Here is a 19,289-nt window from a genome sequence, read left to right on the forward strand (position 1 = left end):
CCTGCTATTTTCTTATAAGGGGGATTAAAAATTCCTCAATTGGGGCGATTAGCTCAGTGGTAGAGCACTACCTCGACACGGTAGTGGCCACTGGTTCGAATCCAGTATCGCCCATTAAAACTTTTGACGACCTAGGTTATATCCACAGAAAATAATTTCATTTTTTAGATTATTAATAAAGATGAAACTTAATCAAATAATTAATCTACATAAGGGGCTTACTGCATTTGTAGTGGTAGGTCTTATGATTTTTTTTGATAATTTTACGATCGCTCCCTACGTTTATTTAGCTCTGCATGGTACTTATGGATTACTTTGGCTTCTAAAAGAAAAGATATTCCCAGATCCTTATTTTAAAGAAAAAATCAATTTTTTAACTTCAGTTACGGGTTTTATTTTCCTTGGAAGTTACTGGGTAGCTCCCTACATTCTTATATCATCTCAGAAATCTGTTCCAAATATTGTAATAGCTGCATCTGTATCTATAAATATAATTGGTGTGTTTCTACACTTTTCTAGTGATGCCCAAAAATATTTTTCTCTTAAATTAAAAAAAGATCTAATTAAAGAAGGATTTTTCAAAAATATAAGGAATACAAATTATCTAGGAGAAATACTAATTTATCTTTCATTCGCCATACTTTCAATGAGTTTAATACCATTAGTAATTCTTGCAATATTTTTCTCTATAGTTTTTCTACCAAGAATGATAAAAAAAGATAAATCGCTCTCAAAATATGATTCATTCGAAGAATACAAAAAGAAAAGTGGTTTTATATTGCCTAAATTAAATGCCTGATAACAACTTACCCAGTTGGAGGCAAGATTTAAAATCTTCAAGAAAAAAAGAGGGCAAATCGCCCTCTAATAGATGGATACAGCTTGCAACAGTCAGCGAAGAAAATGAGCCAAGATTAAGAACAGTTGTTTTCAGAGGATGGCATAAAGATAGTTCAATGATTATTTTTACAGATAGAAGAAGTGAAAAAATTGGGCATTTAAAATCTAACCCTAATGCAGAAATATTATGGTTCTTTTTGAAAACCAAATCACAATATAGATTCAAAGGAAAAATATATGAATTAAGTGATGACAAAAATTATTGGGATTTATTATCAGAAAAATCAAAATCGTCTTGGTTTTGGGGATCTCCTGGAGAGAAAATAAACCCAAAAGTCCAATCTAGTTGTGAAATATTATCCAATCTACCCAAGTCAGAAAATTTTGTAGTTCTAAATTTTAAAATCGATTCAGTGGATCTTCTTAAATTAGAACAGCCTGTTCATAAACGATATATTTGGGAAAAGATTAAAAAATGGGAAAAAGTTGAAATTAATCCTTAAATATTTCTAAATTGTATATTTAGGTTGAAAAACATATTGTGATCAGTCAGTTTTAAAAAAGAAGTATTATTAATATGAATTTCTCAGAAATTCCAGAAAACCCTTTTATTTTTTTATCTTGGGTAACAGCTATAGGGCTATTTATAAGTCTATCTGAAGCAACAATTAAGATAAAACTTGAGAAGAAAAACAGTTATCGAAAAAGGTTAGAACTAATCAATAACCTTTATCCTAAAAAGTTAGCTTGAAGTATCTGAAAGAATGTTCGCTTGCAAAAATTGAAATAAGCCACCTTTACTTGTTTCTTCTTTGACTTCGACTTGCTTGGAAGGTTTAACTTTTGTTGAAGCTATAATTTCCTCCTCATCTTCAGATTTCAAAATTCTGATAATGACTTCATCTAAGGAGAAGTTACCGGGGCCTGTTAATACAATTGAAGTTGCTGAAGCAAAATATAAGAGTAAAAGCTCTAGTAAGAAAATATTAAAACCTGAAGTAACAAGTGCATGATATATAGCGACAGAAATTGTTCCAACAATTGCCAAAGCTCCAAATCTTGTGGCTAAGCCGATAATTAGTAACCAACTACCACCTATTTCTGAGAATGCCGCTATGTATGATAAAAATATTGGGAATGGGAGGTGAAGTGGTCTTACAAAAGCATCAGCGAAATTTTCTATATTTGCTAATTTCTCATAACCGTGATGAATAAGAACAGTTCCAGTTATAACTCTAAGAATTAATAAAGCAGTATCTTTGCTAAACGACTTTGTAAGAATTGTTGAAAGCACTATAAAAAAATTATCCTTAAGTAAAAATAACTAGTCACAGTATCCATCGTGGATTAAAGAGCAAAAGTCATACCTAAATAAGTATTTATACTTACTTACCAAAAGGGTTATTTTCTGATTAGGAATTCAATTAAGTTAAAAATTGTTTTTTGAAAAATTTTCTAATATTCTCTGATTTATTTTTGGAATATTTTCTTTAAATTTAAAAAACCCTCTTTTAGCAAATTTCCAAGCAAATAAATCTTCATCCCTCACAAGATTAAAAATTTCTTTATGGTGTAAATTTTTAAACTCAGTTATGAAATCATAATTTTCTCCCACTCCAGGATAAATAATGTCTATTTCATTGGTATTTTTAAAAGTATTTTCCAGTGAATAAGGATCAATCTGTTTAACATTATCAAATTGCTCTACAAATTCAGAGACCAAATCTTGTTTAAATTTCAAAACAGATTCAGACAATTTAATTTGTCTTTGTTCATTTTTTAAAAGGATAATAAATACTTTTTTATAGCTTGGAAGTAAATTTTTAAGAGTTGCAAGGTGCAGATCATTTTCAAACATAATCAGATTATCTGATTTAGGATCCATATCATTTTTATAAATCTCATCTTCAAATGGTATTTGATTAGATTCTTCAAGAAAAATTTGTTGATTACTTATTTTTTCCACATTAAATCTATTATTAGAAAACTTTCTGAGGTTTGATGATGAAAAAAGATATTGTTTTCCCTTCGTTTGCAATCCTCCAACCCATCTCCAGCTAAGGAGATTAGATGAAGCATCTCCATCAAAAAGATATTTAAAGAAAAACTTTGCTCCTAATTGCCATGGGAGGCCTAAATTAAATATCCAAGTACTCGCAAACCACATTCTTGTATGATTATGCAAATAGTTGTACTGCTTTAATTCATGAACCCAAGAATTAAAAAAATCTAATTCTGTATTGCCATTAATTGCATTTTCATATAGCTCATAATCAAAATCGAGATTATTTTCTGAAATAAAATTTCTCCAAACTTTAGGTCTATTTTCCATCCACCCTTTCCAGTAAACTCTCCAAAATATTTCTTCAACAAATTTAGTTGAATTTTTGATTTTGTACTTACTTTTAATATCATGGATCAGATCATATTCCGATAATATTCTATGAGTAATGAAAGGCGATAATTTTGAAACTGAACTTTCGTTATTTGGCCCAAAATCAAAATTTCTTAATTTTGCATAATCATTAATTTTGTATTTCGCAAAATTTTCCCAGGTATTTTGTGCTTTTAATAAAAATGACATTTTCTCATAACTTTAAAAAATTTTTTTTTGTATTGATAGAAATTTCAAAAATTTGCCTGCAAATTAATCCTTAAAATTTTCTATTTCACTTTTTGTAAATATGTTTGATTGAAGTATTTAATTTAAACGCCTTATGTGTTCATTTTATACCCTTTAATTGCTCTCTGCGTAGGAGGATATTTAGTGGTCAATTACTTTTTAGATCTAATTTTAATTTTCAAATCTTTGTTTAAATGATTTTTTGTAAAAGATTTTTAAATATTTATCAAAATTATTATGAATAATTTATTAGTGAGAGATGTTAAGTATCTTGATGAACAATACAGAATAGGTGAAGGCATAATTTCGGATGATGCATTTAAGCAACTAGAAAAGCTCTTTATTCCTGTTGATCCAGAGCCTGACTACTTTAATCAAAAAAATAATAAACTTTTGCCAAAATTAGCCAAAGAAAACTATAAAAAATTTTTGGAAAGTTTATTAACAAAAACAAGATTAAGCATTCAACCAAAAATTGATGGCTGTGCTATTGCAATTAGATATATAGATGGCAAGTTTAATAAAGCTATTACAAAAAAAGGATTTGATGTATCAAGCAAAATTAAACAAATTAAAAATGTCCCCGATTGTATTCCTATCAAACGAGATTTTCAAATTAGAGGTGAACTATACGCTACAAACCAAGTTGCCGGCATTTCCCAAAGAATTACAAGAAAATACCTCAATGATAAGAAAGGGATTGGAGAAAGTCTCCGCTTTTGCTGTTTCGAAATACTTAATGGAAGACTTAATCAATACGAAACCCTTAACTATCTTAAAAAATGTGGCTTCAGCACCCCTGACAGTTACTTCACAAATCATACAAGCGAAATCCAAATATATAAAAAAAATTGGTTAGAGAAAAAAATATTTGAGAAATATCCAACTAATGGGATAGTTATAAAAATAAATAGTAGGAAATTAAAGTTACTTAGAGAGAAAAGTTTATCTCAAAATAACGAATGGCAATATGCAATTGAAAGATAATATTAAATAGTACCTTCAAGAAGAGCTCACGATACTGACTTCCAGTATTTACAGTGGAAAAGTAATTATATTGTGGTTAAATTCCATAGCAATTTGCAGGATTAATAAATGACTGCCACTATTTCAAGACCTAAAATCTCTAACTGGGAAACATCTAATATTCCAAACCTTACAGGCAAAACAGCGCTAATTACTGGTGCGAATAGTGGTCTTGGATACTACACTGCAAAGGCCTTAGCAGAAAAAAATGCTCATATCGTTATAGCTTGTAGATCGTTTGAAAAAGCTAATCAAACTATCAAAAAACTTAAAGGTCTTAATCCTGAAGGAATATTTACACCTTTAGAATTAGATTTGTCAGATTTAAAAAATATTGTTGAAGTTCAGTCCAAAATTTTTGATAATTTTGAAAATTTGGATTTACTAATCAATAATGCAGGCATTATGCATCCGCCTAAAACACTTAGTGCCCAGGGATATGAAATACAATTTGCAGTTAATCATTTAGCTCATATGCTTTTGACACTAAAGCTACTTCCAATTATTGAAAAAAAAGAAGAATCTAGAATAGTGACGGTTACTTCTGGAGCACAATTTTTTGGCAAAGTTGGTTGGAAAAATCTTAAAGCTGAGAACTATTACAATAAATGGGAATCTTACTCTAATAGCAAATTAGCGAATGTAATGTTTGCTTTGGAACTAAATGAAAACTTAAAGCACAAAAATATACTTTCTTTAGCTGCTCACCCAGGAATTGCAAAAACAAATCTCTTTACTGCTCAAAAACCTAACCCTAGTCCATTAGAAACATTTTCATTGGAATTATTTAGCCCTATTTTTCAAACTGCTGAGATGGGTGCTTTACCTCAACTTTTTGCAGCTACTTCACCAGACGCAAGAGGTGGTGATCATTATGGACCTAGATTTAATTTCAGAGGTCATCCAAAACTATCCCCTACTTCTCCTTTCGCCATGAATAAAAAAGAAAGAAAAAATTTATGGGAAAAAAGCCTTGAAATACTTAAAAACTTCTTATAAATTTTTCATTTTTACTAATTTTAGAAAATATTTTAAGATATGTAATTCACTTTCTGAGAGTTTCATAAATTCTGTTAAGGCATCATAATTTTTTTCATCAATTTTTTTTGACAATTGAATAAAGCTATCATGGTTTTCATTAACAAAGCGTTCAGCAATCTGAGACGGAGTTAAACCTTGTTCAATTAATTCACCTGGAGCATTTTTCTCCCACTTTTCATAAAACCAAGTGAACCAATATTTTGCAGTATTATCTTCCATTAATTAACTTTTCTTGGGCGAATACTATAAATACTGCAGAAAGATCTCATGATTGAATTACCCCTTAAACACAATTAATATAAATTCAATTATAAATTTAATGATAGATAATTATTCAAGTAAAAGAAATATTAATCTTGTAATTGGATTAGGTAAATCTGGATTTTGGGCTGCCAAGTATTTGAGAAGCATCAATAAGAGAGTAATTGTTTGGGAAAGTAACGATGGGATAGAATTCTTAGAAAGAAAAACAGCATTAGAAGAACTTGATGTACTAGTTTCTCTGAATAAAGAATTTGTATTTGAAGAAATTCAACCTTTTGTGAGAGAGATCGAATCTGTTGTTGTGAGTCCATCAATACCTTATGACCATGTAACTATTGTTGAATTAAAAAAAAAGGGAATTAGAGTAATTGGAGAAATTAATGTTGCATGGGAAATTTTAAAAGACACAAATTGGATAGGTATTACTGGCACTAATGGCAAGACTACTGTTACTCATTTACTAAGCCATATACTCTGCGATACTGGATTATATGCTCCTTTTGCTGGAAATATTGGTACACCTTTATGTAAATATGCTTACTCCAAAAAACACGAAAAAATTGATTGGGTTGTAGCTGAATTAAGCAGTTATCAAATAGAAATATCTCCAGAAGTAAAACCTAATATTGGAATATGGACAACCTTCACAGAAGATCATCTTGAAAGACATAAAACACTTGAAAACTATTTCAATATAAAAAAAAGCTTGCTAGAAAAATCTGATTTTAGAATTTATAATTATGACGATAAAAACCTGAGAAATTACTACAGTTCACTATCAAGAGGGGTTTGGATAACAACTAGTTTAGATAAATCAAATTTTATTCATTGCGATTATTGGATAGATGATCAAGCATACATTGTTGAGAGAGGGAAGAAATTATTCAAACTTGAACATTTTTCTTTAAAAGGAATGCATAATCTTCAAAATCTTTTATTGGTAATTGCAGCAGCAAGAAAAGTTGGATTATCTGGCAAGAAGATTAAAGATTCTTTATCTAATTACAAACAATTACCCCATAGGATGGAAACAATTTATAAAAATAATGGTCTGGAAATCATCAATGATAGTAAAGCTACAAATTTTGACTCATCTATTGCGGGAATAAGTTCAATTGAAGGTCAAATAATAATAATTGCTGGGGGCAGATTAAAAGGCAATGAATATAGTGAGTGGATAAAAGTTTTAAAGAAAAAAGTTAAATGTGTTTTTCTTTTTGGAGAAAGCTCAAAAGTCCTAAAAATGGCGCTTATTAATGAAGGATTTAAAAAAAATATTTTTGAATTTTCAGAACTAAAAGAGCTTTTAAATTTTGTTTTTCATTATTTACAAAATAATAGAGTTGGAACATTATTATTTTCACCTTCATGCTCTAGTTTTGATCAATTTAAAAATTATGAAGAGCGTGGAGATTATTTCAAGAAACTAATAAGTGAAAAATTAAAGGTTAATCAATCCATTTTTTGTTCAAGTATCATTTCGTAATTTCCAGGTCGGTCATCACAACCGTTAACCCCTAGCAAATATTTACTTAATTAGTTAGATTTTGATTATAAATTAACCACTAGCAATGAGTGAATCTAACAATTTACCTCAAGCAATAAGTCACAAAAAACTAAGTTACTTGATGCTTAAGGCACAAAAGGATGCTCATTTTTCTGATGAAATAGCAGAAATAGAAAGTACCGAAAAAAGAGAATTTGAAGAGTTAATAAACAATTGGGAAGCTTCAACTAAGAAGGTAGTTAATGAGTTATCAAAAAGAAAAGAAAATTTACTAAAAGATAAATCACCAAATTCTTTAATTGCTCTTGGTGCTATGGAAGTTCACCTTAATATGGCTTTGCAAGCCTTAAATGCATTTAATAAAGGAGTTGATGGGGAAAAGTAACAGATAAATTATAAGGACGGCATCGAAAACAAGAGAAAATCTAAGTCTTTTTCAGTATCAATACAGACATCATCATAATAATTAACTTCAAAACCCAAGCCATCTCCAGTTTCGAGAAATATATTTGAATTAGAGTCTTTACTTTTTAATAAAAGATTACCTTCTATTATTTGTATCCAATTATATTTATCGATTTTTAATGGCAATTTTTTTTCTTTAATTGGCTTATATTTACAACGCCATAAAGAGATACTTTGATTTAGAAAAAGCTTATTATTTTTACCGTCTTTGTAATTAAAAATAAGATTGTCCCACAACTTTTCATTTAATGAAATTTGATCATATCGAGGTTTGATATTTTCTTTTTGAGGATATATCCAAATCTGGAACAACTTACAGTTCTCATTTTCTTCATTCTTTTCACTATGAGAGATTCCAGTACCTGCAGACATAACTTGTACTTCATCTTTGTGAATTTTTCCAAGATTGTTTAAAGAGTCTCTATGAGTAATTGCTCCTTTTGTTACGACAGTAATTATTTCCATATTTGCATGAGAATGTGTATTAAATCCTGCATTAGGAGAAATAATATCTTCGTTTATAACTCTAATTTTCCCAAAATTATCCCATTTTGGATCTCTATGCTCTGCGAAAGAGAATGAATGCATCGAATTTAGCCATTCTCTAGTCGATCTAAATCTCTCGTGAGATTTCCTTATTTTAATTATTTTCAAAGACATAAGTACTAAGAAATAAATATGGTGTATTTGTGTAAATTAAATATTTTTGAAAATTATAAATTATGAATAAGTGAAATTAATTTTTATTTATTTGTTAATTTTACTTTGTGCTTTATTTGCTTTATTAATTATTTTTTTTTCTTCTTCTCTTGTAGAACATTTTTCTGCCTCAACATTCAAGTTTTTTAGTTTATTTAATTGCTTTGAAATTTTCATATTAAGTTAACTTAACAAATAGAAATTAACACATATTCAATGGAATAGCTAAAAATACTGGTTTGCATTTGAGCCTTACTACCTAAAAATAAGATTGGAGGATGGAATTATCAGAACAATATAGAGGGTGTATTGGATTATCTTTGATTGTTTTCTTAATTAAAAGCGGTCCAAGAGGATTATCAAAATTATTTTCTCTAATTGAGTTATATTGCATTATTTTTTTTGATATTCTTTTATTTCTATTTAGAAATTTACCTTTGTTACCCCAACCTAACCATAAATCACAATTTTTACTTTCAGACCAGTGTTTTAAGTTTTTACAAATATGATTATTGTTTAGATAACCCACAGGGTTTTTATGTTTAAAAAGTTTTTCTGGTTTGCTTGAAATAAGAGCAAATAAATTTATTAATTTTACTTTGCCGTAATCATTGTTTTTCGAAATTTTGATTATCTTTTTTGTTGTGTTGTCCAAAAAAATTTCATCCGATAATGAGGGATTTAAACCAATAAAGATAATCTCTTTTTTAGATTTAGAAATCTTATAACTTAAGCTCCATCTATATAGTTTGTTAGCACTTATTAAACAACTTCTTTCTAGAAATAAATTTTTCAACCTAAACCTACACCTCTAGCCATGAGCGTGGCAAACAAAGGTATTGTTGCAAAGCCCACTAATTCAGTAGTAATGATAAGTCTGAACCTCTCAACTAGATTTTCTGATATTTCAGGTAATTTATTCTTACTTAATGGAATGGCCCATAAGATATAGGTTGTTGTTGGATATAAAGAAAGTAATCCCACCAGAATGTAAAGAGAAACTTTTATCCAAAAAACAGGATTACCTGTATAAAAATCACCTCCTTGACCAAAATACTTAACTCGCAAAATTCCAGTGACCAATATTGCAACACCTGCCAAACCATAGACTACATCTGCAATTATCATTGAAATCGTCTCATTTCTATTAAGACCTACTTTGAGAGTCAATCTTTCAAATAAAAGAGAACCGAAACACAATATAATTCCTAAGTAATGAACATATGCTACTAATGCACTTTTAGCAATTTCACCTGTTAATAAAGTTCCTAATAACATTTTCTAGTCAAAATTTATACAATACTAACCACCAAATAAAGAATTTGTTTAGAAAATAGATTAAACAATAAAAAGCAAGTTTTTGATTCTAGGAATCTAAAAACCTTTTTTGGCCGTCTTCAAAAAAATCCTTTTTATTCCACACTTCAATTACATCTGGGAAATGTTTTTCCATACAATTATCACAAACCCCATGACTGAATCTAATATCACTAATTTTGGAAAGATATTTTTCTAAATGCATCCAGTCGCCCTCCTTATTTTTCACTTCTCTGCAATATGAACATACAGATAAAATCCCTTCCTGTTTATGCAAATTAGATAAAGCGTCTAGCAAATTTAATGACTTTTTTCTAAGCTCTAAAAATGAAACTATTTGCTTGGATAATAATTCCATAATATTAAATTGTTGTGTAGTAAGATTTCCTGGCTTTCTGTCTATTACACACAGAGTTCCAAGCTTATTACCATCACTATTTCTAAGAGGAAAACCTGCATAAAAACGAATCTTTGGATCTCCAGTTACCAATGGATTATTTATAAATCTTTCATCTTGGAAAGCATCATGAATAATTAATGGACTATTTTCTTTTATTGCATGTGTACAAAAAGACCAATCTCTTCTAGTTTCTGATATTTGAAGTCCTATTTTGGATTTAAACCACTGTTTATCTTTGTCAACCAAAGTCATTAAAGAAATAGGCACATTACAAGTAGTAGCAGCAATTTTTGTAATATCGTCATAACATGATTCTGGCTTGGTTCCCAAAATCCTATATTCTGCTAAAGCTTTTAATCTTCTTTCCTCTTCTTCTTTTTTTGATACAAGATTCTGCATTAATCTTCACCAATAATTAAAACTTTAAAATTAAAGTTTCTCCAAAAAACTTTTTCCCTCTAATACTTAATAAAAAAAAGATAAACTTATTGATTTGTTACTTAATGATTTAACTTTGAGACTGCAATCCCGGCGATCCATCCACTAGTCCAACAATGTTGAAAATTAAATCCACCTGTAATCCCATCAACATCTAAAACTTCTCCAGAAAAAAATAACCCTGGACAAATTAAGCTCTCCATACTTTTAAAATTAACTTCATTAATTTTTACACCTCCAGAAGTAACAAATTCCTCTCCAAATGGTCCTTTGCCCGAAATTATATATTTGTCTCTCTTTAGAATATTTATCATTTTCTCTCTTTCATCCGCCAGTAAATCGGCCCACTTTTTCTCTTTATCAATACCTACTTTATTTAACAAAAAAATCCATAATCTTTTTGTTAACTTTGGAAGAGGTCTACTGTTTATTAGATTCACCTTGCCTTTATTTAATCTTAAATAGTTAACTTTTTCTTTTAACTCCTCATAACTTAAAGCAGACCATTTAATGATTAGATTAAATTTATATTTTTGGTTGTAAAGTTCTCGTGCAGCAATTGATGAAAGTTTTAATACTGCTGGCCCACTAAAACCCCAATGAGTTATTAGTAAATCGCCTCTATTTTGAAAAGTCTTAGTGTTTAATTTTATTTCTATATCTATGCCCTTTACCGATACCCCACTACATTCATCCAAATTTGGTTCTTTTGTAGAAAAAGTAAAAAGCGATGGTAAAGGTTTAACAATGTTGTGTCCAAGATTTTGAGCTAATTTATATCCGCTTGGATTACCTCCAGTTGAAAGAATAATATTTTTTGAAGTTACCTTTTCTTTCTTAATACTAAAAATATTAAATATATTATCAGGAGTTTTTGAAATTTCTTTTACAAAAAATTTTGTTAATATCTCTACGTTTTTAGATAAAGCACTTTTTCTCAAACAATCAATAACATCTGAAGAAGAATTAGACACTGGGAATACTCTTAGATCTTTCTCAATTTTTAATTTTAACCCTTTTTTCTCAAACCAATCATATACATCTCCAGGAGCAAAACGATTAAATGATTCCAAGAGCTGAATCCCACCTCTGGGGTAATTCTCAACTAGTTCTTTCGGTATCCATGTCGCATTAGTGACGTTACATCTTCCCCCTCCACTAATCCTTACTTTCTCCATAAGTTTTGAAGTACCTTCAAGAATTATTATTCTTTTTACTCCATTTTCAGCAGCAGTTATTGCTGTCATAAAACCGGCTGCACCACCTCCTACAACTGCCAAATCAAAAGGTTCCAAAAACTTATTATTTAATATGCTTCATTCTGAATAATAGCAAGTAGTAAAAAAGAAAAATTACTCCAAAAACCATAAAAAAATTAATAAAAAACTTTAAAACCAAATAATAAATAGTTGCAATTTACTAATTTTTAAATTTCTAAAAAATTAACGCAGTCGTTATTTTTATGCTTTAACTTAATTAAATGAGTCTAATATTTTCTTACGTTAAATATTCTGAGGCCAGTTTTCCTATGACTGGTCAATATACTGCTCTTCTTTTAATAACTTCTGTTATTTGGGTTCTACTTTGGTTTGGTTATAGACAAAATAAGATAAATGATGAGATCAAGAAAAAAGAAAAAGAAGAAAGAATTAATGAGAAAGTTAAAAGAAGAAAAAAGTTAGAGAGTTTGTACCCTACTAATAAAAAAACTGTTTAAAATGAATTTTTGAAAATATGAAAAAAAATAATTTCAAATCACTTATTCAGTACTTACCGGGGATTTTGATCCTTGTTTATGTATCCTTTTTAGTATTTACTCAATTTATAAAATAAAATTTCTAAAAATTATTCGTTTTGATTGGAATCCTTTCTGCTTTTGGAGCCGCTACATCTTGGACTTATGCGTGCTGTATTTGGCGCACGCAAACTCAAAAATATAAATCAATAGATATAAATTTAATAAAAAATATAATAGCTTTTTTAGTTTTTATACCTGCTTTTATTAATCTCAGTTCTATAACAGAATTAAAACACATATTTATCTTATTAATAAGTGGAATAATAGGTATTGGTTTAGGTGATACTTTCTATTTAAAGTCACTACAAACAATTGGTACAAGAAAAACTTTATCTATAGAAACGCTTTCTCCCTTAATAGCTGCTTTGTCAGGAGAAACTTTTATTAATGAAAATTTAGCAACTAAATCATGGGTTGGAATAATCATAGTATCCATTTCGCTATTCATAATTCTCAAAAAAGGGAATAATTTAAAAGAGGAAAATGCACCTTTCTCAGAAAAAAATAACATTAAGATTTTTGCTTTTCCTTTTTTGTCAGTTTTATGTGCAGTTCTTGGAGGTCTTTTTTCAAGGATGGTTTTCCTTCAAAGCAATTTATCTCCTTTCCTTACAACTGAGATAAGATTATTGGGAGCAATAATTTTTTTGATTAGTCTAAAAGGATTTAATATTAATTTTTTCTTAAAAGACATTGAAAAGAAACAACAAAAAAAATTTTTGATTTCAATACTTCTTGGAACCAATATAGGGATATTGCTACAACAAGTCGTTTTTAAAACCCTTCCCATAGGATTAGGATGGGCTTTATTAAGCACATCTCCAGTAATTTCCTTATTTTTTGCTAAGAATGAGGAAAGAGAAATTACCAAAAAAATAATATTTTTTACTTGTTTTTTATTGTTTGGCTTGACATTAATAATTCTTTAATCTCAGATTTAATGTAAAAAATACTCATGTTAATAGATATTAGATTAAATAAAATTATCCTATAAACACTAAGAACAATGAAAATTTTAAAGAAAAAAAACCTTGGTACATTTGAGGTTTATGTTATTTTTCTAAGCTGTATATATGCAGGCGTTATGGGTTATAAATCTTTATTAAATTTTCTATTTACTTAAAATTAATTAATTCTTTCGAATGATTTAATCAACTTACCTCCATCTTGGTCATCATCATCATTGGACGCAAAAAATAAAAAAAATATACCAAGAGAAGCTATAGATAATGAAATTGACAATACAGAAAGTTCATCCATAAATTTAAATTTTTTTCATAATAAACCAAAAAAAATAAAAGACGGTAAACAAATACACATTCTTGAAAATATAAATTTCCTTTATTTGTAAAATAGAAAAATATTCAAACTAATTCGTGAAAGTCCTAATCACTTCCCCTTGTAGTGCGAGCGTAATAATTCAGTATGGAATCAAAAGTTGGCCTATTTGGGAATGTGAGCCAAGCAAATTTCAATGGAATTACGATGATAAGGAAATTTGTTTAATTATTGAAGGCCAAGCGAAAATAAGTACCCAAAACGGCGACATTTACTTGATTAAAGCTGGAGATCTAGTTGAGTTTCCTGCTGGACTTAACTGCCAATGGGAAGTAACCAAAAGTATTAAAAAACATTATCGATTGGGTAGGTAAATTTTAGAAAAAAGATTTTTCCTTTCTTTACTGCTAAGTCAATAGAGATAAAATATGGTTAATAAATAATTTTCAAAAGGGGAACTAATATTATGCCTTTTACTGATCAAGAATATTTTGAGGTTATTCAAAAAAACGAAATAGTAAAAAAAGCTTTTGAAAATATTAAGCAAATTTGCATTGATTTGCAAAAACAAACAAATTGTCCTGAAGAGGACCTAAAAGATTTTCTTGAATTTATTTCTAAACAATGGAACAAGTAATAATTAACAAGCCTTTTGAAAACACTAGATTTAAAATCTCAATTTAGTTTTCTCACAGAATCAGTTCTAATCTAATTCCTTTTTTGGTTTTGTATTGATACTGGAAGTTCCCTTAGCAGCAGAAACAAAGAAAAAGAAGCCTACAATTCCTGATATACCGAATATCGCAGCCAAAGGATCAAAAGTGAAAGAAAACATAGAATTTATAAAATCAAGATAAATAATAGTTTTTGAATCAAAATTGTACAATTATTGTTAAGTATAAAAAATAACAATAACGCGATTCATTATGTCATTATTAGTTTCTCATAAGGTTTAAAAAAATTATTATTCACATTCATATTGAAGAATAAAAATATCAATAAATACTAAAGATTTATTCGTGCGGCAGAGAAAAGTTTAAAAAATATTTATAGAAATGTTGAATAACACTTCCCGGAGGATCCACAATTGTTGTTTCTTTAGATTAATATCAAGCCATGACAGATATTTACTCAGCCTCTTCAGCAGTAAGCCCTTTTACAGCGATATTATGGTGTCTTTATCCAATAGCTATGCTTGTAATCATTGAGTTACTACTAGGTGGTGGATTTGATGATGATAACGATGACCAAGATGGCGGAATGCTTATACCTGCTTACTCTAGATCTGAAGTTTGAAATTTTTTAGATTTAAAATTACTAGCTCTTTAAAAACTCCAGTAAATTGATTAACAATATTGATACAATTCATTTTTCCCTTATTACACTTACCATTATTATCATTTCCTCTCTGTCTTGGCTTGTCTTGAGAACCCTTAAAGAAGGTAGAAAAGCTTTAACAGATATAAATAAAGATAAATCGTAAAAAACTCAAATAAATACTAGAATTTGGAGGATTACTTAGTTAAACAACTATAAATTCATAGTTGTTCCTTTTTGTGACGGGGGGCTCTCCTACTAATTACTTTAATAAATAAAAATGCATCTAAATTCTTTACTTTATATTTGTTCTATATCTTTATTCATTTATATAATGGCGCTATTTTGGAGAGACTTGCCAAATCAAAAAAAGTAAATAATTAATGTTAAATTTATTGCTTATTAAAATCAATTGAGTTATTAATTAAATATTGGATTTAATTTTTTATATAAATGCTGAAAGAATCTTCAAATAACAATAACAAAAATATATTCTCAGAGACTACAAGTATTGCAAAAGAAAAGATGATTTGCAAAGACGGATTCTGTTCATTACCAAATAAAGATGAGATCCCAAAACAAGATTCAAATGATATTAATTTTTTTGATCCTGTTTAGGAAATGAATAACATTTTAATAAATTAACGATTAGATAGAATATTTTCAATTTTTGAATTTTTAATTTATGCTTAATGACTTTTTCAGTGCATATAAAGAGTTTTGGATTAAAGCTACAGACTTCAAAGGATTCACATCTCGATCGAACTGGTGGCTAGTTCAACTAGCGAATCTTATAATTTCTTTCCTAACTATAAAAATATTTTTAAAAACGTTTGGTTTTAATGCTTATGGATTAGTTTGTATTATTCCTCAAATAGCTATTGATATACGAAGAATCAGAGATTTTGGAAAAGATTGGAAATGGATTTTTATTAATTTAATACCTATCTTCGGATGGATCTTGTGGTTCATCTGGCTAGGCTTTGGAAAGACTGGTAATGGGAAAAATAAACTTATGTAGAAATTAACTCCTCATTTTTTTCTTTTTTTAAAATCTACAAATCTTACCTTGTTTCTAAATTCTATTTGTTTTTCAAGAATTCTAAACACATGCATCTCGCATTCGGTTAATTTAAGAAACTGATCGAGCGTATCTTTATCTTCTTCATCAAAATTATCAAAAACTTCTGAAATAGCAGTACTATTTCTAGAAATAAAATCCTCTGCTACATCTCGTGGATTCTTGCCAGATTCAAAATCCTGAAAAGCTTCATAAGAATTAAGCTCTCTAGTTAACCATTTAAACCATGGTTCATTTTTATTATGTTTTTTATTAATGCTTTTCTTCATGAAAAATTTTTTACTAATTTAATCATTATTAGTTATTCATTCTTTGACAGCTGTACAAATACTTATTTAAAAAATTTAATTAAAGATTAACCTTATTTATTTTTTTACAAAATAACTAGCATAATTGCCATAAAGCTTATTAAAGAATAAGTATTTATTACTCATTTTTTTGTTTATGAGATAGCTAAAATTTATTTTTAGCAAAGTAAATTGTCAATTCCATTTTACGACTTTCCTTCATCTCCAATTTTAATAATTGGTGCTCTTGGCATTGCAGTAGCAATAGCAGTTTTTTTTGTCTCTTACCAAAAATATTTCAATTCTCCTTTGAATAAAGAGCTTGCAGAAAAGAAAAAAGCCTTAATTAAGGAACAAAAAGAATTAAATGAAAGATTAGAAAAAATAGAACAAGATTTAAAAAATTTATAAAAAATTACTCTTTATAGAGATGAGTTAATGATCTCGAATTCAAGATCTTAATTTTTTTAACAGGAATTTTGGTCTATAAGAAGTTATGGATAAAGATCATCTTATTGAGTTGATTTCTAATAGTCTTCTTTACGAGAGCAAAAATTCTGACTCTACTAGGAATCTTAGTGACTTTAAAAATTACTTAGAAAGATTAAATCTAGATCAATTGAGAACTATGTCTAAAGAATTTATTCTTTAGTATGATTTTTAAAATTTTTTATTGTTTATTAAATAATCAATACTTTTTAAAAATTGTTAGTATCAAAAAAAAAAGAGAAATATGCCTAAAGTATATAGAGGTGAATTTTTAATAAAGCCATTTCTAAAAAGAAATAATTTTAGAGCTTCTTATCAAATTATTTCTACCATCATTCCGATAATCTCAATTTGGTTAATCATCTACCACATCACAAATCAACCTTTTTCATTATTGATTAAAGGATTTCTATTAATACCTTCGATAGTTCTACTAACTCTATTCTCTTCTCGAACATTCTCATTAATGCATGATTGCGGTCATAATTCTCTTTTTACAAAACGGAAATTAAACCGCTTATTTGGATTTTTACTTGGCTTGGTTAATGGTATTCCACAAAAGTCATGGTCGATTGATCATGCATTTCATCATAGAAATAATGGAAATTGGGAAATTTATAAAGGGCCCGTAGATGTTTTAAGTCTTGAAGATTATGCATCCCTTACAAAAAGAGAGCAAATATTTTATAAAGTAAGTCGAAACTGGATTATGCTTTTCCCTGGCGGTTTTTTTTACTTGGTTTTAAAACCCAGATTAGGACTTATTATTATTATTTTTAATTTAATTAAAGATATATTGAAAGAGACTTTTATCAAAATCAAAAACAGACAAATTTCTCAACTTCTAGCTATTAATTCAAGAGTCAAACCACCTTTTTCTGATTATGGAGATAATTTCGGTGAACTAAGTGAATTAATAATCAATAACATAGTAGTAATAATAGGCTGGATTTTTATGTGCAAATGGTTGGGGATAGTTTTTTTCTTATCATTTTATTCCATTGTATTAACATTATCAGCAGCAATTTTAATGTGTGTTTTTTTCGTACAACATAACTATGAGAATGCGTATGCTAAAAATACAAAAAATTGGGATCTCATCGATGGAGCTATTTTAGGTAGTAGCAATTTAGATATCCCTAATTGGCTAAATTGGTTTTTAGCAGACATATCCTTCCACAGCATTCATCATCTCTCTGAGAGAATACCAAATTACAACTTAAGAGCTTGTCATAAAGCAAACATTCATTTGCTCCAACAATCAAAGTTCTTAAAATTAAGAGATTTTTATAACTGCTTCAAATATATTATTTGGGATAATAAAAATGAAAAATTAATTCCTATAAGTTAATACCTAATTCAATCTTCTTCTCAATTTTCTTTTTATGGGAATACTGCTATAAGCATGAGTTCCTATAGATGGAGGCAAGTCATTTTTTAAAGGATGCATAAAAGCATTTGCCATACTCTCTAACATTTTCGAAAGCCAATTAATTAATGATTTCATTTGAAAATCTAAAAGTGTACTTTTTTATCTTCTAACTAAATTACTTAAAAGTAAATCAGTCTTTATGCTGATTTTTTTGAGAGATTAACTTATAAAGTTAAAATTAAATAATCAAATTGTTTTTTTCTTGTATCTTTGAAAAGAATAATAATACTAACTTTTTTGAAGGAAAACTAAGTGAAATATAGCTTTAGTAAATAATACTTATTTTTTCTAATTCACTTAATAAATTAAATTATTGAACATAAATTCGTGCTATATCTCTATTCCAAATAAATTTAACAATATTATGAATGATTCATTTGTTTCTACCAACCAGAACACAGAAATAGATTCTATTAATTCATATTTTGAGTGTATTACTGAATGCAGTGTTGTGGATGGTCATCAAGAATGTATTACTCGTTGTTTAGAAGTTCATTTAAAGGGGGGTGAGCAAAATGAATAAAAAAAATTCACCTCAAAGGAAAACAACTTTAAAATGGAACTCGAATGGAGAGCTTTCCGAAATTGATATGTTAAGAATTTTAGAAAAGATATCATCTCATGAACTTAATCAATGTGAATTAACATGCGATTCTGATACAAATTAAGTTATGTTTTTCAATGTATTTAGCAATACTGCTCAAAAAAAAGCAGCTTATGAGATTTTTAAGATATCAATTTTTAATTAACTAGATTTCAATCAAGAATTAGAACATTTTCAAAATATCTTAGTTTTTATTTTAAAAAATTAGTTTTTAGAACTCCTACCTTTTTTTAAGAATGTTTTACTAATTTCTTTTTTTGTTAGTTGAATCGGTTTTACTAAACCTGAATCACCATAAGTTGGACAATAATAAGTCATAAGCATCCACTTTTTTTCTTCATCCATAACTAATCTCTATTTAGGTAATGATTAACTAAATAGGA

The 19,289-nt window shown here is 28.3% G+C and carries 33 protein-coding genes and 1 tRNA gene; 20 read left to right on the forward strand and 14 right to left on the reverse strand.

Features of this window, described 5'->3' with window-relative positions; genetic code table 11:
- Positions 1-42 precede the first annotated feature (42 nt).
- The 4 genes from A9601_RS16515 (at position 43) to A9601_RS18750 (ending at position 1,591) form a co-directional block, all read left to right on the forward strand.
- Positions 43-114: transfer RNA gene (locus A9601_RS16515), tRNA-Val, on the forward strand.
- Between the two features lie 67 nt (positions 115-181).
- Entirely contained in the window at positions 182-799 is a 618-nt protein-coding gene (locus A9601_RS16520; RefSeq protein WP_011818972.1) for a methyltransferase family protein, read from the forward strand.
- Positions 792-1,343 (forward strand): pyridoxamine 5'-phosphate oxidase family protein, encoded by a 552-nt coding sequence (locus A9601_RS16525; protein WP_011818973.1) that lies wholly within the window; start codon positions 792-794, stop codon positions 1,341-1,343. The genes A9601_RS16520 and A9601_RS16525 overlap by 8 nt, the downstream gene beginning before the upstream one ends.
- 74 nt (positions 1,344-1,417) lie before the next feature.
- Positions 1,418-1,591, forward strand: coding sequence for a hypothetical protein (locus tag A9601_RS18750; RefSeq protein ID WP_011818974.1), 174 nt, complete (start codon positions 1,418-1,420; stop codon positions 1,589-1,591).
- On the opposite strand, the gene A9601_RS16530 is transcribed toward A9601_RS18750, so the two are convergent.
- Together A9601_RS16530 and A9601_RS16535 are read right to left on the reverse strand one after the other, a co-directional pair.
- On the reverse strand, positions 1,583-2,134 hold the full coding sequence (locus tag A9601_RS16530; RefSeq protein ID WP_011818975.1) for a DoxX family protein: 552 nt from the start codon (positions 2,132-2,134) through the stop codon (positions 1,583-1,585). The genes A9601_RS18750 and A9601_RS16530 overlap by 9 nt on opposite strands.
- A 135-nt stretch (positions 2,135-2,269) precedes the next feature.
- Entirely contained in the window at positions 2,270-3,424 is a 1,155-nt protein-coding gene (locus tag A9601_RS16535) for an FAD-binding domain-containing protein (RefSeq protein WP_011818976.1), read from the reverse strand.
- 276 nt (positions 3,425-3,700) lie between these two features.
- Between A9601_RS16535 and A9601_RS16540 the strand changes: the two genes are divergently transcribed.
- Together A9601_RS16540 and A9601_RS16545 are read left to right on the forward strand one after the other, a co-directional pair.
- Complete coding sequence (locus A9601_RS16540; protein ID WP_011818977.1) at positions 3,701-4,450, forward strand: NAD-dependent DNA ligase; 750 nt, start codon at positions 3,701-3,703, stop codon at positions 4,448-4,450.
- 108 nt (positions 4,451-4,558) lie between these two features.
- Entirely contained in the window at positions 4,559-5,488 is a 930-nt protein-coding gene (locus A9601_RS16545; protein ID WP_011818978.1) for an oxidoreductase, read from the forward strand.
- On the opposite strand, the gene A9601_RS16550 is transcribed toward A9601_RS16545, so the two are convergent.
- A complete protein-coding gene (locus tag A9601_RS16550) occupies positions 5,483-5,749 on the reverse strand; it encodes a hypothetical protein (RefSeq protein WP_011818979.1) in 267 nt (88 codons plus the stop codon). The genes A9601_RS16545 and A9601_RS16550 overlap by 6 nt on opposite strands.
- A 100-nt stretch (positions 5,750-5,849) precedes the next feature.
- Between A9601_RS16550 and murD the strand changes: the two genes are divergently transcribed.
- Together murD and A9601_RS16560 are read left to right on the forward strand one after the other, a co-directional pair.
- A complete protein-coding gene (murD, locus tag A9601_RS16555) occupies positions 5,850-7,280 on the forward strand; it encodes a UDP-N-acetylmuramoyl-L-alanine--D-glutamate ligase (RefSeq protein WP_011818980.1) in 1,431 nt (476 codons plus the stop codon).
- An 85-nt stretch (positions 7,281-7,365) separates the two neighbouring features.
- Complete coding sequence (locus A9601_RS16560) at positions 7,366-7,686, forward strand: hypothetical protein (RefSeq protein ID WP_011818981.1); 321 nt, start codon at positions 7,366-7,368, stop codon at positions 7,684-7,686.
- Between the two features lie 8 nt (positions 7,687-7,694).
- Here A9601_RS16560 and A9601_RS16565 read toward each other — a convergent pair whose 3' ends face one another.
- From A9601_RS16565 to A9601_RS16585, 6 genes are all read right to left on the reverse strand, one after another.
- Complete coding sequence (locus A9601_RS16565) at positions 7,695-8,426, reverse strand: pirin family protein (RefSeq protein WP_011818982.1); 732 nt, start codon at positions 8,424-8,426, stop codon at positions 7,695-7,697.
- An 87-nt stretch (positions 8,427-8,513) separates the two neighbouring features.
- Complete coding sequence (locus A9601_RS18960; protein ID WP_011818983.1) at positions 8,514-8,642, reverse strand: hypothetical protein; 129 nt, start codon at positions 8,640-8,642, stop codon at positions 8,514-8,516.
- A gap of 82 nt (positions 8,643-8,724) precedes the next feature.
- Positions 8,725-9,261 carry a DUF1643 domain-containing protein gene (locus A9601_RS16570; RefSeq protein ID WP_011818984.1) on the reverse strand — a complete coding sequence of 179 codons (537 nt, stop codon included), beginning with the start codon at positions 9,259-9,261 and terminating at the stop codon, positions 8,725-8,727.
- Entirely contained in the window at positions 9,258-9,743 is a 486-nt protein-coding gene (locus tag A9601_RS16575) for a DUF2214 family protein (RefSeq protein ID WP_011818985.1), read from the reverse strand. The genes A9601_RS16570 and A9601_RS16575 overlap by 4 nt, the downstream gene beginning before the upstream one ends.
- Before the next feature lie 88 nt (positions 9,744-9,831).
- Positions 9,832-10,581: a GAF domain-containing protein gene (locus A9601_RS16580; protein ID WP_011818986.1), complete on the reverse strand. Its 750-nt coding sequence runs from the start codon at positions 10,579-10,581 to the stop codon at positions 9,832-9,834.
- A 101-nt stretch (positions 10,582-10,682) separates the two neighbouring features.
- Complete coding sequence (locus tag A9601_RS16585) at positions 10,683-11,915, reverse strand: NAD(P)/FAD-dependent oxidoreductase (protein ID WP_011818987.1); 1,233 nt, start codon at positions 11,913-11,915, stop codon at positions 10,683-10,685.
- Between the two features lie 233 nt (positions 11,916-12,148).
- On the opposite strand from A9601_RS16585, the gene A9601_RS16590 reads away from it, so the two are divergent.
- Both A9601_RS16590 and A9601_RS16595 read left to right on the forward strand, forming a co-directional pair.
- Positions 12,149-12,337, forward strand: coding sequence for a hypothetical protein (locus tag A9601_RS16590; RefSeq protein ID WP_225866252.1), 189 nt, complete (start codon positions 12,149-12,151; stop codon positions 12,335-12,337).
- 137 nt (positions 12,338-12,474) lie between these two features.
- Entirely contained in the window at positions 12,475-13,347 is an 873-nt protein-coding gene (locus A9601_RS16595) for an EamA family transporter (protein ID WP_011818989.1), read from the forward strand.
- Between the two features lie 196 nt (positions 13,348-13,543).
- Here A9601_RS16595 and A9601_RS18965 read toward each other — a convergent pair whose 3' ends face one another.
- Entirely contained in the window at positions 13,544-13,678 is a 135-nt protein-coding gene (locus A9601_RS18965; RefSeq protein ID WP_263890273.1) for a hypothetical protein, read from the reverse strand.
- A gap of 116 nt (positions 13,679-13,794) precedes the next feature.
- On the opposite strand from A9601_RS18965, the gene A9601_RS16600 reads away from it, so the two are divergent.
- Positions 13,795-14,070: a cupin domain-containing protein gene (locus tag A9601_RS16600; RefSeq protein WP_011818992.1), complete on the forward strand. Its 276-nt coding sequence runs from the start codon at positions 13,795-13,797 to the stop codon at positions 14,068-14,070.
- A 92-nt stretch (positions 14,071-14,162) separates the two neighbouring features.
- Positions 14,163-14,333, forward strand: coding sequence for a hypothetical protein (locus A9601_RS18755; protein WP_011818993.1), 171 nt, complete (start codon positions 14,163-14,165; stop codon positions 14,331-14,333).
- A 66-nt stretch (positions 14,334-14,399) separates the two neighbouring features.
- Here the strand turns inward: A9601_RS18755 and A9601_RS18970 are convergent, their stop codons facing one another.
- A complete protein-coding gene (locus A9601_RS18970) occupies positions 14,400-14,531 on the reverse strand; it encodes a hypothetical protein (RefSeq protein ID WP_257008698.1) in 132 nt (43 codons plus the stop codon).
- Between the two features lie 281 nt (positions 14,532-14,812).
- Here A9601_RS18970 and A9601_RS16610 point away from each other — a divergent pair, with 281 nt between their 5' ends.
- From A9601_RS16610 to A9601_RS16615, 3 genes are all read left to right on the forward strand, one after another.
- Positions 14,813-14,992, forward strand: a complete 180-nt coding sequence (locus A9601_RS16610) for a hypothetical protein (protein WP_011818995.1) — start codon at positions 14,813-14,815, stop codon at positions 14,990-14,992.
- Positions 14,993-15,466: 474 nt separating this feature from the next.
- Positions 15,467-15,631 (forward strand): hypothetical protein, encoded by a 165-nt coding sequence (locus tag A9601_RS18760; RefSeq protein ID WP_011818996.1) that lies wholly within the window; start codon positions 15,467-15,469, stop codon positions 15,629-15,631.
- A gap of 67 nt (positions 15,632-15,698) precedes the next feature.
- The gene (locus A9601_RS16615) at positions 15,699-16,034 is read left to right on the forward strand and encodes a DUF805 domain-containing protein (RefSeq protein WP_011818997.1); all 336 of its coding nucleotides are present in this window, start codon (positions 15,699-15,701) and stop codon (positions 16,032-16,034) included.
- Positions 16,035-16,045: 11 nt separating this feature from the next.
- Here the strand turns inward: A9601_RS16615 and A9601_RS16620 are convergent, their stop codons facing one another.
- Positions 16,046-16,363, reverse strand: a complete 318-nt coding sequence (locus A9601_RS16620; protein ID WP_011818998.1) for a hypothetical protein — start codon at positions 16,361-16,363, stop codon at positions 16,046-16,048.
- 210 nt (positions 16,364-16,573) lie between these two features.
- On the opposite strand from A9601_RS16620, the gene A9601_RS16625 reads away from it, so the two are divergent.
- The 3 genes from A9601_RS16625 (at position 16,574) to A9601_RS16630 (ending at position 18,221) form a co-directional block, all read left to right on the forward strand.
- Complete coding sequence (locus A9601_RS16625; RefSeq protein WP_011818999.1) at positions 16,574-16,792, forward strand: M protein; 219 nt, start codon at positions 16,574-16,576, stop codon at positions 16,790-16,792.
- 85 nt (positions 16,793-16,877) lie between these two features.
- Positions 16,878-17,033 carry a hypothetical protein gene (locus A9601_RS18765; RefSeq protein ID WP_011819000.1) on the forward strand — a complete coding sequence of 52 codons (156 nt, stop codon included), beginning with the start codon at positions 16,878-16,880 and terminating at the stop codon, positions 17,031-17,033.
- A gap of 81 nt (positions 17,034-17,114) precedes the next feature.
- The gene (locus tag A9601_RS16630; protein WP_011819001.1) at positions 17,115-18,221 is read left to right on the forward strand and encodes a fatty acid desaturase; all 1,107 of its coding nucleotides are present in this window, start codon (positions 17,115-17,117) and stop codon (positions 18,219-18,221) included.
- A 3-nt stretch (positions 18,222-18,224) separates the two neighbouring features.
- On the opposite strand, the gene A9601_RS18770 is transcribed toward A9601_RS16630, so the two are convergent.
- Complete coding sequence (locus A9601_RS18770; RefSeq protein ID WP_011819002.1) at positions 18,225-18,377, reverse strand: hypothetical protein; 153 nt, start codon at positions 18,375-18,377, stop codon at positions 18,225-18,227.
- A gap of 289 nt (positions 18,378-18,666) precedes the next feature.
- Here A9601_RS18770 and A9601_RS18775 point away from each other — a divergent pair, with 289 nt between their 5' ends.
- On the forward strand, positions 18,667-18,825 hold the full coding sequence (locus A9601_RS18775; RefSeq protein WP_011819003.1) for a hypothetical protein: 159 nt from the start codon (positions 18,667-18,669) through the stop codon (positions 18,823-18,825).
- Positions 18,818-18,970, forward strand: a complete 153-nt coding sequence (locus A9601_RS18780) for a hypothetical protein (protein WP_167315829.1) — start codon at positions 18,818-18,820, stop codon at positions 18,968-18,970. Before A9601_RS18775 ends, A9601_RS18780 begins: the two co-directional genes overlap by 8 nt.
- Before the next feature lie 140 nt (positions 18,971-19,110).
- On the opposite strand, the gene A9601_RS18785 is transcribed toward A9601_RS18780, so the two are convergent.
- Positions 19,111-19,251, reverse strand: a complete 141-nt coding sequence (locus A9601_RS18785; protein ID WP_011819005.1) for a hypothetical protein — start codon at positions 19,249-19,251, stop codon at positions 19,111-19,113.
- Positions 19,252-19,289: the final 38 nt, after the last annotated feature.

The organism is Prochlorococcus marinus str. AS9601 (assembly GCF_000015645.1).
GTDB lineage: Bacteria > Cyanobacteriota > Cyanobacteriia > PCC-6307 > Cyanobiaceae > Prochlorococcus_A > Prochlorococcus_A marinus_O.

Coding starts and splice junctions, on each gene's coding strand:
- A9601_RS18785 (WP_011819005.1), bottom strand. CDS start 19,251: ATGGATGAAGAAAAAAAGTGGATGCTTATGACTTATTATTGTCCAACT.
- A9601_RS16520 (WP_011818972.1), top strand. CDS start 182: ATGAAACTTAATCAAATAATTAATCTACATAAGGGGCTTACTGCATTT.
- A9601_RS16590 (WP_225866252.1), top strand. CDS start 12,149: ATGACTGGTCAATATACTGCTCTTCTTTTAATAACTTCTGTTATTTGG.
- A9601_RS18970 (WP_257008698.1), bottom strand. CDS start 14,531: ATGTTTTCTTTCACTTTTGATCCTTTGGCTGCGATATTCGGTATATCA.
- A9601_RS16575 (WP_011818985.1), bottom strand. CDS start 9,743: ATGTTATTAGGAACTTTATTAACAGGTGAAATTGCTAAAAGTGCATTA.
- A9601_RS16550 (WP_011818979.1), bottom strand. CDS start 5,749: ATGGAAGATAATACTGCAAAATATTGGTTCACTTGGTTTTATGAAAAG.
- A9601_RS16565 (WP_011818982.1), bottom strand. CDS start 8,426: ATGTCTTTGAAAATAATTAAAATAAGGAAATCTCACGAGAGATTTAGA.
- A9601_RS16580 (WP_011818986.1), bottom strand. CDS start 10,581: ATGCAGAATCTTGTATCAAAAAAAGAAGAAGAGGAAAGAAGATTAAAA.
- A9601_RS16560 (WP_011818981.1), top strand. CDS start 7,366: ATGAGTGAATCTAACAATTTACCTCAAGCAATAAGTCACAAAAAACTA.
- A9601_RS16630 (WP_011819001.1), top strand. CDS start 17,115: ATGCCTAAAGTATATAGAGGTGAATTTTTAATAAAGCCATTTCTAAAA.
- A9601_RS18755 (WP_011818993.1), top strand. CDS start 14,163: ATGCCTTTTACTGATCAAGAATATTTTGAGGTTATTCAAAAAAACGAA.
- A9601_RS18750 (WP_011818974.1), top strand. CDS start 1,418: ATGAATTTCTCAGAAATTCCAGAAAACCCTTTTATTTTTTTATCTTGG.
- murD (WP_011818980.1), top strand. CDS start 5,850: ATGATAGATAATTATTCAAGTAAAAGAAATATTAATCTTGTAATTGGA.
- A9601_RS16620 (WP_011818998.1), bottom strand. CDS start 16,363: ATGAAGAAAAGCATTAATAAAAAACATAATAAAAATGAACCATGGTTT.
- A9601_RS18760 (WP_011818996.1), top strand. CDS start 15,467: ATGCTGAAAGAATCTTCAAATAACAATAACAAAAATATATTCTCAGAG.
- A9601_RS18775 (WP_011819003.1), top strand. CDS start 18,667: ATGAATGATTCATTTGTTTCTACCAACCAGAACACAGAAATAGATTCT.
- A9601_RS18965 (WP_263890273.1), bottom strand. CDS start 13,678: ATGGATGAACTTTCTGTATTGTCAATTTCATTATCTATAGCTTCTCTT.
- A9601_RS16610 (WP_011818995.1), top strand. CDS start 14,813: ATGACAGATATTTACTCAGCCTCTTCAGCAGTAAGCCCTTTTACAGCG.
- A9601_RS16535 (WP_011818976.1), bottom strand. CDS start 3,424: ATGTCATTTTTATTAAAAGCACAAAATACCTGGGAAAATTTTGCGAAA.
- A9601_RS18960 (WP_011818983.1), bottom strand. CDS start 8,642: ATGAAAATTTCAAAGCAATTAAATAAACTAAAAAACTTGAATGTTGAG.
- A9601_RS16545 (WP_011818978.1), top strand. CDS start 4,559: ATGACTGCCACTATTTCAAGACCTAAAATCTCTAACTGGGAAACATCT.
- A9601_RS16525 (WP_011818973.1), top strand. CDS start 792: ATGCCTGATAACAACTTACCCAGTTGGAGGCAAGATTTAAAATCTTCA.
- A9601_RS16540 (WP_011818977.1), top strand. CDS start 3,701: ATGAATAATTTATTAGTGAGAGATGTTAAGTATCTTGATGAACAATAC.
- A9601_RS18765 (WP_011819000.1), top strand. CDS start 16,878: ATGGATAAAGATCATCTTATTGAGTTGATTTCTAATAGTCTTCTTTAC.
- A9601_RS18770 (WP_011819002.1), bottom strand. CDS start 18,377: ATGAAATCATTAATTAATTGGCTTTCGAAAATGTTAGAGAGTATGGCA.
- A9601_RS18780 (WP_167315829.1), top strand. CDS start 18,818: ATGAATAAAAAAAATTCACCTCAAAGGAAAACAACTTTAAAATGGAAC.
- A9601_RS16615 (WP_011818997.1), top strand. CDS start 15,699: ATGCTTAATGACTTTTTCAGTGCATATAAAGAGTTTTGGATTAAAGCT.